Below are 12,576 nucleotides of genomic sequence, written 5' to 3'. Positions count from 1 at the left end.
TCCACGAGATAAGGCCTACGCTTGACCAGACGGTAGGAGCGAGCCTGCTCGCGATGGTGTATCAGTCGAAGTCAATGTAGCTGACACACCATCGCGAGCAAGCTCGCTCCCACAGGGGGCGGTTTTAACTTTCAAATGTTGATAGGGAGCTTTTCATGACTCAGCTGCGCCGCGTCGCGATCATCGGCGGTAACCGGATTCCCTTCGCCCGCTCCAATGGCGCATACGCCACCGCCAGTAACCAGGCCATGCTCACGGCTGCCCTCGAAGGCTTGATCGAGCGCTACAACCTGCATGGCCTGCGCATCGGGGAGGTGGTTGCCGGGGCGGTGCTCAAGCTGTCGCGGGACATGAACCTGACCCGCGAATGCGTGCTCGGTTCGCGGCTGTCACCCATGACCCCGGCCTATGACATCCAGCAAGCCTGCGGCACCGGACTGGAAGCGGCGTTGCTGGTGGCGAACAAGATTGCCCTGGGCCAGATCGACTGCGGCATTGCCGGTGGGGTCGATACCACGTCTGACGCGCCGATCAGTGTCAGTGAAGGCCTGCGCAAGATTCTGCTGCAAGCCAACCGCGCCAAAACCACTGGCGACAAGCTGAAAACCTTTCTGCAGTTGCGGCCCCGTGACCTGATTCCCGAGTTCCCGCGCAACGGCGAACCGCGAACCGGCTTGTCCATGGGGCAGCACTGCGAGCTGATGGCACAGACCTGGAGCATCCCCCGCGAAGCACAGGATCAACTGGCCCTGGAGAGCCATCAAAAACTGGCCGCGTCCTATGCCGAAGGCTGGCACAACGATTTGATGACGCCGTTCCTCGGCCTCACCCGCGACAACAACCTGCGTGCGGATTCGACGCTGGAAAAGCTGGCCGCACTCAAACCAGCCTATGAAAAAAGTGCCAAGGGCACGCTGACGGCGGGCAACTCCACGCCGCTGACCGATGGCGCGTCGCTGGTGCTGCTGGGCAGCGAAGCGTGGGCCAAGGAGCGCGGCTTGCCGATTCTGGCGTACCTGCGCGACGGCGAGGCGGCGGCGGTGGACTTCGTCAACGGCGCCGAAGGGCTGTTGATGGCACCGGTGTATGCGGTGCCGCGCTTGCTGGCGCGCAATGGCCTGACCTTGCAGGACTTCGATTACTACGAAATCCACGAAGCCTTCGCCGCGCAAGTGCTTTGCACCTTGAAGGCCTGGGAGGACCCGGACTATTGCAAGACCCGTCTCGGCCTTGATGCACCCTTGGGTTCAATCGATCGTAGCCGGCTCAACGTCAAAGGCAGCTCGCTGGCGGCCGGGCACCCGTTTGCCGCGACGGGCGGGCGCATCGTGGCCAACCTGGCGAAGTTGTTGGCGGCGGCAGGCAAAGGCCGGGGCCTGATCTCGATCTGTGCTGCGGGAGGGCAGGGCGTCACCGCCATCATCGAGCGCTGATTTTTGAAGGCAGCGAAAAACTGTGGGAGCGGGCTTGCCCGCGATGGGGGCCGCACATTCACCATCGCTGTTGCCTGACACATCGCTATCGCGGGCAAGCCCGCTCCCACAAGGGCCGCCGGTGTTGAATCGATGTGTGACATGGCCTAACGTCGGCCGCATCAGCCGTCTTGCAACATAAGGTCAGTCAATGCCGACTAACGGACAAATCACCCTCGAACGCAGCATTCCTCCCCTCAAGACGTTGCCGCGTCCGCTGTATGCGCGGGTGGAGAGCCTGAATGCCGGTTCATGGACGCCGTCCCATCGCCACGACTGGGTGCAGTTTTCCTACGCGATCAGTGGCGTACTTGGCGTGCACACCGCTGAAGGCAGTTTCTTCGCACCGCCCCAGTGGGGGATCTGGATTCCGGCGGATCTGGAGCATCAGGTGGTGACCTCGATGCGTGCCGAGATGCGCAGCCTCTACGTGCGTCGCGAGGATTGCCAGTGGGCGGACGGGCGTTGCCGGGTGCTGGAAGTGACGCCACTGGCCCGTGAACTGATCAAGAGTTTTTGCCTGCTGCCGGTGGAGTATCCGCAGGGCGATAGCCCGCAGGCGCGGCTGGTGAGTGTGCTGCTGGATCAATTGGCGACGTTGCCGGAAGTCGGGTTTTCCCTGCCGTTGCCTCGGCATGAACGGTTGCTGGGGTTGTGCAACGAACTGATCGAAAATCCCGAGCTCAACGTGACTTTGCAGGCGTGGGCTGAGCGCTTGGGCATTTCGGAGAAAACCCTGATGCGCTTGTTTCAGCGCGAAACGGGGTTGAGTTTCCGTGGCTGGCGCCAGCGCATGCGGCTGTTGTCATCGCTGAGCTTGCTGGAGGAGGGCGACAGCGTGACCAACGCTGCGCTGGCATGCGGGTATGACTCGACGTCGGCGTTTATTGCGGCGTTCAAGGGTTTGTTCGGTTTTACGCCGGGAGAGTTGTTTCGGCAGTGATGAAGCCTTCGCTGGCAAGCCAGCTCCCACAGTGTGACGCAAATCTTGTGGGAGCTGGCTTGCCAGCGATCGACCGCGAAGCGGTCTTCGGTCAGGTGCGGAAGCGGCGCACCAACCCGTCCAGCTCATTCGACAAACCGGCCAGGCTCTGGGAATCGAGGCGCGCCGAGTTCGCCAGCTCTGCCACCAACTGCGCATCGCCATGGATGTGGCTGATGTGCCGGTTGATGTCTTCGGCCACTTGATGCTGTTGCTCGGCCGCCGTGGCGATCTGGGTGTTCATGTCGCGGATCACGTCCACCGACTCGCGAATCTGCCCGAAGCTGCTGCGCGCTTCACCGATGCGTATGACCGATTGCTGCGACACTTCCAGGCTCGCATGCATCTGCTGGGTCACCTGGCTGGTGCGTTTGGCCAGGTTGCCCAGCAGCCCGTCGATTTCCGCCGTGGAGTCGGCCGTGCGTTTGGCCAGGGCTCGCACTTCGTCGGCGACCACCGCGAAACCACGGCCTTGTTCACCGGCACGTGCGGCCTCGATGGCGGCGTTCAGAGCCAACAGGTTGGTCTGCTCGGCAATCGAACGAATGGTCCCGAGAATCGACTGAATGTCGTTGCTGTCGCGCTCCAGTTGTTGCATCGACTGGGCCGACTGTTCGATTTCCTGGCTCAGGCGATCGACGCTGGTCACGGCGGCGTCAATCTGTTGCTGGCCTTCGCGGGCCTGGCGCTGGCCACTGTCGGCCGATTCGGCGGCCTGGCTGCAAGAGCGGGCCACTTCGTTGGCGGTGGCGACCATTTCGTGGAACGCGGTGGACACCATGTCCACGGCTTCACGTTGACGACCGGCCGCTTCGGCCATGTCGTGGGAGACCTGGGTCGAGCTCTTGGAGGTGTCGAGGATTTTGCTCGCGGCGCCGCCAATGCTCTGGATCAGGTTGCGGATCGCCGCCAGGAACTGGTTGAACCAGTTGGCCAGTTGCGCGGTTTCATCGCGACCACGGATTTGCAGGTTCTGGGTCAGGTCGCCTTCACCCTGGGCGATGCCTTCCAGCCCGCTGGCCACGCTGCGGATCGGGCGCACGATAAGGCTGGCGAAACTGGCGCCGACGACGGCGAAGAGCACCGCCAGCACGGCGGCGATGATGGCGATCAACCAGGTCAGTTGGGTTGCCGAACTCATGACTTCGCTTTGCTTGATCAGGCCGATGAAGGTCCAGCCCAGTTGCTCCGACGGCCAGACGTTGGCCATGTAGCGCTCGCCGTTGAGCTCGACTTCGACCAGACCTTTACCGGCCTTGGCCAATTGCGCGTAACCGTCGCCGAGGCTGCTCAGGGCTTTGAAGTTATGTTCCGGTTGTTTCGGGTCCACCAGCACGGTGCCGGTGTTTTCCATCAGCATCAGGTAGCCGGACTCACCCAGTTTGATCTGTTTGACGATTTCGGTGAGCTGCTTGAGCGACACGTCGATGTTGACCACGCCACCCTGGGCACCCAGTTGGTTGGCCACGGCGCGCACGGTACTCACCAGCACGGCGTCATCGCCGGCCCAGTAATAGGCTTCGGTGCGCACAGTCTTGCCCGGGTTGGCCATCGCCGTTTTGTACCAGGGACGAACGCGCGGATCGTAGTTGGCCATTTTGGCGTCGCCAGGCCAGAACGCATAACCACCACTGGCCAGGCCGTAGGACACGTAGGAGTAAGCCGGATGACTGGCGGCCAGGGCCGCAAACAAATCAAACAGCTTGGTGTCGATCTCGGTGTCTGGAATTTTCGCGGCGTCAGCGCTGACGCGGCTTTTCACGCTGGCGTCGGCTGTCCTGACCAAGGGCTGGTTGGCCAGGTACTCGACGTTCTGGCTGATGCCGTCGAAAAACAGCTGCATGGCGTTGCTGACCTGACGAATCTCGCGTCCGCTGCCGTCGATGAAATTGTCCTTGGCATCGCCGCGCAGGTTCAGCACCACAAGGGTGGCGACCAGTACCACGGGCAAGCAGGCGATGATTGCAAACGCCCACGTCAACTTCTGTTTGATATTCATCCGCGCTCCATATTTTGTTGTAACCCACGTAGTGCAGAGGACTCGCGGAATTTAATGGCAGACATAAACTGAGTTGTTGATCCCGTTCCTGGGAAAGTCGTCGTCTTCTATCGAAACGAGCGTCGGACAATTCGCTTTGTTACTGATGACTTCGGCTGCTCTCGTGGGAAATTGAGGGCTGTTGGAAAAAAATCCTACGAAAATAGTCGGACGGTATGTCGGATTTTGTCGTCAATCCTCTTACATCCCTTCTCCAACAAGTGCTGCGGGCTCGGCTATGATTCTTGGCGGTCGATGAACATCGGCGGAATTTGTCAGGTTTTTCGGCACATTGTGTGCATCGGCAGCGTTCATAGGTCGGCAACCCCTCCCGTCAAGGAGAGGATTGCCGTATAACGAATGACTTTCGCGTGTTTGGTAATAAAGGACCCACAATAAAAGCTGATGAAGACTCCAAAACGCATTGAACCCCTGATCGAGGACGGTCTGGTCGACGAAGTGCTGCGCCCACTCATGAGTGGTAAAGAAGCAGCTGTTTATGTGGTGCGCTGCGGTAACCAGTTACGTTGCGCGAAGGTCTACAAGGAGGCGAATAAACGCAGTTTTCGTCAGGCGGCCGAGTACCAGGAAGGCCGCAAGGTGCGCAACAGCCGTCAGGCCCGGGCCATGGCCAAGGGCTCCAAGTTTGGCCGCAAGGAAACCGAGGACGCCTGGCAGAACGCCGAAGTGGCGGCGCTGTTCCGTCTGGCCAATGCCGGTGTGCGAGTGCCCAAGCCGTACGACTTCCTCGAAGGCGTGCTGTTGATGGAGTTGGTGGCCGACGAGTACGGTGATGCCGCGCCGCGTCTGAACGACGTGGTGCTGGAACCGGACCAGGCACGCGAGTATCACGCCTTTCTGATTTCGCAGATCGTGCTGATGCTGTGTACCGGTCTGGTGCACGGTGACCTGTCGGAGTTCAACGTATTGCTGACCCCGACCGGTCCGGTGATCATCGACCTGCCCCAAGCGGTGGACGCAGCGGGCAACAACCACGCGTTCAGCATGCTGGAGCGCGATGTGGGCAACATGGCGTCCTACTTCGGGCGGTTCGCGCCGGAGCTGAAAAAGACCCGGTACGCCAAGGAAATGTGGGCCTTGTACGAGGCCGGCACCTTGCACCCGGCCAGCGTCTTGACCGGCGAGTTCGACGAACCGGAAGAGTTGGCTGACGTGGGCGGCATCATGCGCGAGATCGAGGCTGCACGCCTGGATGAAGAGCGCAAGCAGGCTGCACGTGCCGCTGATGACGCGCCACCGGGCAAGGCCGAAGAACCGCCTCCGCCGTGGATGCAGTGATCGGCTAAAGAAAAACCCGGCTTCGGCCGGTTTTTTTGCAGGGTTACAGATTCAATATGGATGTTGCCTCATCGTCCGCCTTCGCGGGCTTGCCCGCGAAGGCGTCAGTACATTCAGCATCAAGGTGTCAGGCAGAAACAGGTTCAGCACAGCACCCCGATTCCAGGTTCTTGAGAATCGGACAGTCCGGCCGATGATCCCCTTGGCAGTGCTCAACCAGGTCCTGGAGGGTATCGCGCAACTGGCCCAGTTCACGGATCTTCTGGTTCAGATCCTCGATATGCTGACGGGCCAGGGCTTTGACATCGGCGCTGGCGCGCTGGCGGTCTTGCCAGAGGGCCAGCAACTTGCCGACTTCTTCCAGGGAAAAGCCCAAATCCCGGGAGCGCTTGATAAATGCCAGGGTATGCAAATCGTCGTCACTGTAGATCCGATAACCGCTGTCGGTGCGATGGGCGGCCTTGAGCAGGCCGATTGACTCGTAATACCGGATCATCTTGGCGCTCAGGCCACTGTGGCGCGCTGCTTGGCCGATGTTCATCGGTTGTCCTCCAGGTCCTTGGGTTTCCAGGTTTTCAACAGCAGCGCGTTACTTACGACGCTGACACTCGACAACGCCATGGCCGCGCCGGCCAGCACCGGGTTGAGGAAGCCGAACGCCGCCAATGGAATGCCGACCAAGTTGTAGACGAAGGCCCAGAACAGGTTTTGCCGGATCTTCGCGTAAGTCTTGCGGCTGATCTCCAGCGCGGCGGGCACCAGTCGTGGATCGCCGCGCATCAGGGTGATGCCGGCGGCGTGCATGGCTACGTCTGTGCCGCCACCCATGGCGATGCCAATGTCTGCGGCAGCGAGGGCCGGCGCATCATTGATGCCGTCACCGACCATCGCCACCACGCCGGTTTTCTTCAGCGCGGTGACCGTAGCGGCTTTGTCGGCTGGCAGCACTTCGGCATGCACGTCGCTGATGCCCAGCGCTTCAGCCACCACTTTGGCGCTGCCACGGTTGTCACCGGTCAGCAAGTGACTGCTGATGTGCCGTGCGCTCAGTTGTTGCACCGCTTGCAGTGCGCCGGGCTTGAGGGTGTCACCAAAGGCGAACAGGCCCAGCACCCGTGGCTCCGGGCTTTGCTCGATGAGCCAGGACAAGGTCCGGCCTTCGGTTTCCCAGGCGCTTGCCGAATCGGCCAAGGGACCCAAGCTCAAGCTGCTCTCGTCCAGCAAGCGCCGATTGCCCAGGGCCAGCCGCCGGCCTTCGAGGCTGCCAGCAATGCCGCGTCCGGTCAGGGACTGGCTGTCGCTGACATCGGCCACGGTCAGGCCACGTTCGCTGCAGGCATCCAGCACTGCCTTGGCCAGCGGGTGTTCGCTGCCGCGTTGCAGGGCGCCGGCCATTTGCAGCAGCGCGGCTTCGTCGCCGTCGATGGCGCTCAAATGGGCGATACGCGGAGCGCCCGAGGTCAGGGTGCCGGTCTTGTCGAACACCACCGCGCTGACTTCATGGGCTCGCTCCAGCGCTTCAGCGTCCTTGATCAGAATCCCGTAGCGCGCTGCCACCCCGGTGCCGGCCATGATCGCGGTCGGCGTCGCCAGACCGAGGGCACAGGGACAAGCGATCACCAACACCGCCACGGCGTTGATCAACGCGGTTTCCATCGGTGCGCCGTACAGCCACCAACCGATCAGCGTCGCCAGGGCCAGCAACAAAACCACCGGCACGAACACCTGGCTGACTTTATCCACCAGTTTCTGGATCGGTGCTTTCGCCGCTTGAGCGTCTTCCACCAGACGGATGATGCGCGCCAATACGGTTTCCGCACCGAGCGCCTGAGTGCGAACCAGCAACCGACCTTCACCATTGATTGCGCCGCCGGTGACCTTGTCGCCAGGCTGTTTCGGCACCGGCAGGCTTTCGCCGCTGATCAGCGCTTCGTCGGCATGGCTCTGGCCTTCGACCACGGCGCCATCGACCGGGAAGCGTTCACCGGGTTTGACCAGCACCAGGTCATTGAGGCGCAGGGCGCTGATGGCGACTTCCTGCTCACGACCGTCGACGATTTGAATGGCACGCTCGGGGCGCAGTGCTTCGAGGGCGCGAATGGCGCTGGCGGTCTGCCGTTTGGCACGACTTTCCAGGTATTTGCCCAAGAGCACCAAGGCGATCACCACCGCCGAGGCTTCGAAATACAGGTGTGGCATGCGTCCGGCGGCCGTGGCCCATTCATACAGACTCAAGCCATAACCGGCGCTGGTGCCCAGGGCGACCAGCAAATCCATGTTGCCGGCCCCGGCACGTACGGCTTTCCAGGCCGCGACATAAAAGCGCGCGCCAAAGATGAACTGCACTGGCGTGGCCAGTGCAAATTGCACCCAGGCCGGGAGCATCCAGTGCACGCCGAACGGTTGCAGCAGCATTGGCAGTACCAACGGCAAGGCGAGGGCGATGGCCGCGAGCAAGGCCCAGCGCTCGCGTTGCAGGCGAGTGTGCTGGCTGTCGGTTTGTGGCTGTTCGGCCTCCCAGACGCTCGCGCTGTATCCGGCTTTGGTCACGGCGGCGAGCAGGGTTTGCGGATCGATCTGGCCGAGCAGTTCGAGGTGGGCCCGTTCGTTGGCCAGGTTGACGCTGACGCTCTTCACGCCGGGTACTTTGTTCAGCGCCCGTTCGACGCGACCGACGCAAGAGGCGCAGGTCATGCCGTCGATGCTCAATTCCAGACTGTGCTGCGGCACGCTGTATCCGGCGTTTTGCACGGCCTCCATCAAGGCCGGCAGGCTGTCGGCGGGTGCCTGAACACGGGCCTGCTCGGTGGCCAGGTTGACGCTGACAGCCGTGGCGCCAACGACTTTGCTCAAGGCGCGTTCGACACGCCCGGCGCAACTGGCGCAGGTCATGCCGGCAATGGGCAGATCGTAGGTAATGGATTCGGACATGGGGCACGCTCCCTGTAGTGGATGCCCACAGGATCAACCTTGCCATGCGGGTAAGGTCAAGCCCGAATCGAAAAACTGCCAGCGTAAATAGTGGGAGCTCGCTCCCACATCAGGTGCTGATCAGTACTCGAGCGCTGCTTGTTTGAGGTACATCCCTTCCTGCGTCATCGCAATCCGGAACTTCAGCACGTCCCCGGCCCGAAGCGTGATGTTTTGCGAGCCCGGCGCCAACATGCCCGGATTGCAGCCAGGTGCCTGGCCGGGCAGCAGTTTCAGGCGCAGCGAGACATTGCCCGGCGGCAGATTGAACGAAGTGCTTTGCTCCTGGAACAACCGCGCCGACAACTGATCCTGGATGTAAACGCCAATCTCGCAGCTGGTCGACACTTCCAGCCGTTCACGGGAAATGATCAGTACACCATAGTCCTCCCCGGCAGCATTGGCCGAGGGCATGGCGGCGAAAAGGCTGAGAAAGCCAAACAGGCTGAAAGCTGACCAGCGCATGGCTGAATCTCCTGAGATCGAGTCATAGATGGACGCAGCTTGGCCGAGCGCGACGCCGATTGCCAGCCCGGCAGATTATTTCAGAACTTGACCTTGCCATGGTGGCAAGCTCGACACTGCGCGTCGCCTCTTTAAAAAACCTCATTCAAGGAGTTGTCCCATGCAAGTATTCAATGTTGAAGGCATGTCCTGCGGCCATTGCGTCAAAGCCATCACGGCTGCGGTACAGGCCAGGGATGCGGCCGCCAGTGTGCGTGTCGATCTGGCGGCGAAAGAAGTGGGCGTCGAAAGTTCGCTGAGCGCCGAACAGGTGATCGCGGCGATCAGCGAAGAAGGTTATGACGTCAAGTTAGCCTGATTTTTTTAATAGTTAGCGAGCTATCTGAATGTTCAAGGCATCCGTGCACGGCTAGACTGTCGGGCTGCTGACTCTGCCCAACTGGATGCCTGATGAACCTGCGCACAATCCTCATTCTCGGCGCCTTGAGCGCGTTCGGTCCGCTGGCGATCGATTTTTACTTGCCGGCCTTTCCGGCCATGGCGCTTGCCTTTGCTACCGATGAGCAACATGTGCAGCTGACGCTGGCGGCCTACTTCTTTGGTCTGTCCATCGGTCAATTGGCCTATGGCCCGGTGGCGGATCGCTTTGGGCGACGCATTCCCCTGTTGATCGGCGTCGGGCTGTTCACCGCTGCCTCTCTGGCCTGCGCCTATGCGCCGAACCTCGATTGGCTCATCGGCGCGCGTTTCGTCCAGGCGCTGGGCGGGTGTGCGGGGATGGTGATCTCACGGGCGGTGGTCAGCGACAAATGCGATGCAGTGGGGTCGGCGAAAGTCTTTTCGCAGTTGATGCTGGTCATGGGGCTGGCGCCGATTCTTGCGCCGATGCTCGGCGGTGTGCTGGTCAACACCGCGGGTTGGCAGTCGATCTTCCTGGTGCTGACCGGTTTCAGCGCGTTGGCCGGTCTGGCCGTAGCCCTCGGATTGCCGGAAAGCATGCCCGCCCATTTGCCGCGCCAACCCTTGTCCGGGGCGTTGCGTCAGTACGGACGGCTGTTGAAGGATCCGGTGTATCTCGGCCACGCGCTGACCGGTGGTATCGCCATCGCCGGGATGTTTTCCTACATCGCCGGTTCGCCATTCGTCTTCATCAAACTTTATGGTGTTCCGGCCGAACATTTTGGCTGGTTTTTCGGGGCCAATGCGGCGGGTTTCATTCTGGTGGCCCAGGTCAATGCACGGCTGTTGGCCCGGCGTGGCCCGGCGTTCCTGCTGGCGCGCACGGTGTGGATCTACCTCGGCGCCGGCCTGGCCTTGCTCGCCGTCAGTGCGCTGCATACCGCACAGCTTTGGCCGTTGTTGATTCCGCTGTTTGTCTGCATCGCCAGCCTGGGTTGCATCCTGCCCAACGCCTCGGCCTGCGCGATGAACGGCCAGGGCGCCCGCGCCGGCAGCGCCTCGGCGATGCTCGGTTGCCTGCAATTCAGTGTGGCCGCCGGAGCTTCCGCGCTGGTGGGCGTTTTACACGACGGCAGCGCGATGCCGATGGCCATGGTCATCAGCCTGTGCGGCATTCTGGTGGTGAGCGCGGCAATGCTTACCCGACGCTTGCAGAATGCCCGGGCGTTGGTGCAAGCCCAGGTCTGAGGGCGGACTCAGCCGGCAGCTCGCTGCTGACGGTCGGGAATTTGATGGGGGGCCTGCAAGCGCGCTTCAAGCGTGTTGGTGAAGGCGCGGGCTTCGGCTTCGCTGCGGAAAGTCACCGCATGTTGGTCCAGACGAACTTGCCACTGGGACTTTGCCAATTCTTTTATCAGGATCTTCATTACTGACCTCCTCAGATAAAAATGTGTCTCACAGAGGTGTCAATTGTAGTCCTGAATACGATCGCAATTGTGACAAGGATCAAGCTTCTGACTGACGGTGTCGCCCGTGCTCGGGGCGACACCGAAGCCATCGGCCTAGAAGCCTTCCAGCACAATCTTGCCCTTGGACTTTCCGCTCTCGAGCAGCGCATGGGCTCGACGCAAATTCGTCGCGTTGATTGTGCCGAAGTGCTCGCCAACCGTGGTTTTCAGCGTCCCGGCATCGATCAACTGTGCCACGCGATTGAGCAGTTTGTGCTGCTCGATCATGTCGGCGGTTTCGAACAGTGAGCGGGTGTACATGAACTCCCAGTGCAGTGACAGGCTCTTGCGCTTGAGCTTGGTCACGTCGAGGGTTTTCGGGTCATCGATCAGTGCCAGCTTGCCTTGCGGTGCCAATGCCTCGACCAGTTGATCGAGGTGATGATCGGTCTGGGTCAGGCTGGCAACGTGGGTCACGTGTTCGATACCGGCGTGTTTGAGTGCTTCGCTCAGCGGCTGGCTGTGATCGACCACCCGGTCGGCGCCCAAGGCTTTCACCCAGCTTTGGGTTTGCGGACGCGAAGCGGTGCCGATGACGTTCAGGCCAGTGAGTTGTTTCGCCAGTTGCGTGAGGATCGAGCCGACACCGCCGGCTGCGCCGACAATCAGCAGGCTCTGGCCTTCATCGACGTTGCCTTCGCGTACTTGCAGGCGTTCGAAGAGCAGTTCCCACGCCGTGATGGCGGTCAGCGGCAGGGCGGCCGCTTCGGCGAATCCCAGGGTTTTGGGCATGTGGCCGACGATCCGTTCATCCACCACGTGCAGTTCGCTGTTACCACCGGCGCGGGCGATGGAGCCTGCGTAGAACACCTTGTCGCCGGTCTTGAACAGGGTCACTTCGCTGCCAACGGCTTTGACCACACCGGCCACGTCCCAGCCCAGCACCTTGGCCGCGCCGCCCTCAGGCTGGACGTTCTGGCGGACCTTGGTGTCCACCGGGTTGACCGATATGGCTTTGACTTCCACCAACAGGTCGCGGGGCCCGGCGACAGGCTCCGGCAGTTCGATGTCTTGCAGGGATTTTTCGTCGCTGATCGGCAGGGAGGCGTAATAGGCGATGGCTTTCATGGAGGGCTCCGTTAACTAATAGAAGAAAGAATCAGGCGAGGGCTTGCAGGCGCTTGAGTTCGAAGTGTTCGAGAAAATCCCCGGCCCTGGCGCGCAAGTGCTGGATATGGGCACTGGCGTCATGGGCTTGCAGGGCTTCATCGCTGCTCCAGCGCTCGATCATGTAGAAGGCCAGTGGATTGGCCAGGTCCTGATGCAGATCGTATTGCCCGCAACCCGCCTCGGCACGAGTCGGCTCCACCAGCGCCCGCAAGTGCTGTTCGAGGGCGCCCTGCTGGCCGGGTTTGGCGATGAGGGTGGCGATAGCGGTAAAAGGCTGGGACATCTTCGACTCCGGGAACGGGGTGATTTCGATGGAGAGATGATTGGCTATTT

General features: G+C 61.4%; 12 protein-coding genes. 5 read left to right on the top strand and 7 right to left on the bottom strand.

Features of this window, described 5'->3' with window-relative positions; genetic code table 11:
* The first annotated feature begins 155 nt into the window (after window positions 1-155).
* Together ACX3YF_RS04060 and ACX3YF_RS04055 are read left to right on the top strand one after the other, a co-directional pair.
* Complete coding sequence (locus tag ACX3YF_RS04060) at window positions 156-1,433, top strand: acetyl-CoA C-acetyltransferase (RefSeq protein ID WP_458973441.1); 1,278 nt, start codon at window positions 156-158, stop codon at window positions 1,431-1,433.
* Between the two features lie 190 nt (window positions 1,434-1,623).
* Entirely contained in the window at window positions 1,624-2,415 is a 792-nt protein-coding gene (locus ACX3YF_RS04055) for an AraC family transcriptional regulator (protein ID WP_130206474.1), read from the top strand.
* A 91-nt stretch (window positions 2,416-2,506) separates the two neighbouring features.
* Here ACX3YF_RS04055 and ACX3YF_RS04050 read toward each other — a convergent pair whose 3' ends face one another.
* A complete protein-coding gene (locus ACX3YF_RS04050) occupies window positions 2,507-4,453 on the bottom strand; it encodes a methyl-accepting chemotaxis protein (protein ID WP_458973440.1) in 1,947 nt (648 codons plus the stop codon).
* 444 nt (window positions 4,454-4,897) lie between these two features.
* Between ACX3YF_RS04050 and ACX3YF_RS04045 the strand changes: the two genes are divergently transcribed.
* Window positions 4,898-5,791 (top strand): PA4780 family RIO1-like protein kinase, encoded by an 894-nt coding sequence (locus ACX3YF_RS04045; RefSeq protein ID WP_103403233.1) that lies wholly within the window; start codon window positions 4,898-4,900, stop codon window positions 5,789-5,791.
* A 127-nt stretch (window positions 5,792-5,918) separates the two neighbouring features.
* Here ACX3YF_RS04045 and cueR read toward each other — a convergent pair whose 3' ends face one another.
* From cueR to ACX3YF_RS04030, 3 genes are all read right to left on the bottom strand, one after another.
* Window positions 5,919-6,332, bottom strand: a complete 414-nt coding sequence (gene cueR, locus ACX3YF_RS04040; protein ID WP_288101247.1) for a Cu(I)-responsive transcriptional regulator — start codon at window positions 6,330-6,332, stop codon at window positions 5,919-5,921.
* Window positions 6,329-8,722: a heavy metal translocating P-type ATPase gene (locus ACX3YF_RS04035; RefSeq protein ID WP_458973439.1), complete on the bottom strand. Its 2,394-nt coding sequence runs from the start codon at window positions 8,720-8,722 to the stop codon at window positions 6,329-6,331. The genes cueR and ACX3YF_RS04035 overlap by 4 nt, the downstream gene beginning before the upstream one ends.
* A gap of 120 nt (window positions 8,723-8,842) precedes the next feature.
* Window positions 8,843-9,226 carry a hypothetical protein gene (locus ACX3YF_RS04030; RefSeq protein ID WP_130206482.1) on the bottom strand — a complete coding sequence of 128 codons (384 nt, stop codon included), beginning with the start codon at window positions 9,224-9,226 and terminating at the stop codon, window positions 8,843-8,845.
* A gap of 160 nt (window positions 9,227-9,386) precedes the next feature.
* Here ACX3YF_RS04030 and ACX3YF_RS04025 point away from each other — a divergent pair, with 160 nt between their 5' ends.
* Together ACX3YF_RS04025 and ACX3YF_RS04020 are read left to right on the top strand one after the other, a co-directional pair.
* Window positions 9,387-9,584, top strand: a complete 198-nt coding sequence (locus tag ACX3YF_RS04025) for a cation transporter (protein ID WP_047537090.1) — start codon at window positions 9,387-9,389, stop codon at window positions 9,582-9,584.
* A 92-nt stretch (window positions 9,585-9,676) separates the two neighbouring features.
* Window positions 9,677-10,873 (top strand): multidrug effflux MFS transporter, encoded by a 1,197-nt coding sequence (locus ACX3YF_RS04020; protein WP_198131610.1) that lies wholly within the window; start codon window positions 9,677-9,679, stop codon window positions 10,871-10,873.
* Between the two features lie 8 nt (window positions 10,874-10,881).
* Here the strand turns inward: ACX3YF_RS04020 and ACX3YF_RS04015 are convergent, their stop codons facing one another.
* The 3 genes from ACX3YF_RS04015 to ACX3YF_RS04005 form a co-directional block, all read right to left on the bottom strand.
* A complete protein-coding gene (locus tag ACX3YF_RS04015) occupies window positions 10,882-11,052 on the bottom strand; it encodes a hypothetical protein (RefSeq protein WP_167361795.1) in 171 nt (56 codons plus the stop codon).
* Between the two features lie 135 nt (window positions 11,053-11,187).
* Window positions 11,188-12,201 carry a zinc-binding alcohol dehydrogenase family protein gene (locus ACX3YF_RS04010; RefSeq protein ID WP_130206486.1) on the bottom strand — a complete coding sequence of 338 codons (1,014 nt, stop codon included), beginning with the start codon at window positions 12,199-12,201 and terminating at the stop codon, window positions 11,188-11,190.
* Window positions 12,202-12,232: 31 nt separating this feature from the next.
* On the bottom strand, window positions 12,233-12,526 hold the full coding sequence (locus ACX3YF_RS04005) for a putative quinol monooxygenase (protein WP_458973438.1): 294 nt from the start codon (window positions 12,524-12,526) through the stop codon (window positions 12,233-12,235).
* Window positions 12,527-12,576 lie beyond the last annotated feature (50 nt).

Source organism: Pseudomonas fluorescens group sp. PF-69, from assembly GCF_054481235.1.
This window is presented reverse-complemented; position numbering and strand designations above follow the sequence as displayed.

Coding starts and splice junctions, on each gene's coding strand:
- ACX3YF_RS04060 (WP_458973441.1), top strand. CDS start 156: ATGACTCAGCTGCGCCGCGTCGCGATCATCGGCGGTAACCGGATTCCC.
- ACX3YF_RS04055 (WP_130206474.1), top strand. CDS start 1,624: ATGCCGACTAACGGACAAATCACCCTCGAACGCAGCATTCCTCCCCTC.
- ACX3YF_RS04050 (WP_458973440.1), bottom strand. CDS start 4,453: ATGAATATCAAACAGAAGTTGACGTGGGCGTTTGCAATCATCGCCTGC.
- ACX3YF_RS04045 (WP_103403233.1), top strand. CDS start 4,898: ATGAAGACTCCAAAACGCATTGAACCCCTGATCGAGGACGGTCTGGTC.
- cueR (WP_288101247.1), bottom strand. CDS start 6,332: ATGAACATCGGCCAAGCAGCGCGCCACAGTGGCCTGAGCGCCAAGATG.
- ACX3YF_RS04035 (WP_458973439.1), bottom strand. CDS start 8,722: ATGTCCGAATCCATTACCTACGATCTGCCCATTGCCGGCATGACCTGC.
- ACX3YF_RS04030 (WP_130206482.1), bottom strand. CDS start 9,226: ATGCGCTGGTCAGCTTTCAGCCTGTTTGGCTTTCTCAGCCTTTTCGCC.
- ACX3YF_RS04025 (WP_047537090.1), top strand. CDS start 9,387: ATGCAAGTATTCAATGTTGAAGGCATGTCCTGCGGCCATTGCGTCAAA.
- ACX3YF_RS04020 (WP_198131610.1), top strand. CDS start 9,677: ATGAACCTGCGCACAATCCTCATTCTCGGCGCCTTGAGCGCGTTCGGT.
- ACX3YF_RS04015 (WP_167361795.1), bottom strand. CDS start 11,052: ATGAAGATCCTGATAAAAGAATTGGCAAAGTCCCAGTGGCAAGTTCGT.
- ACX3YF_RS04010 (WP_130206486.1), bottom strand. CDS start 12,201: ATGAAAGCCATCGCCTATTACGCCTCCCTGCCGATCAGCGACGAAAAA.
- ACX3YF_RS04005 (WP_458973438.1), bottom strand. CDS start 12,526: ATGTCCCAGCCTTTTACCGCTATCGCCACCCTCATCGCCAAACCCGGC.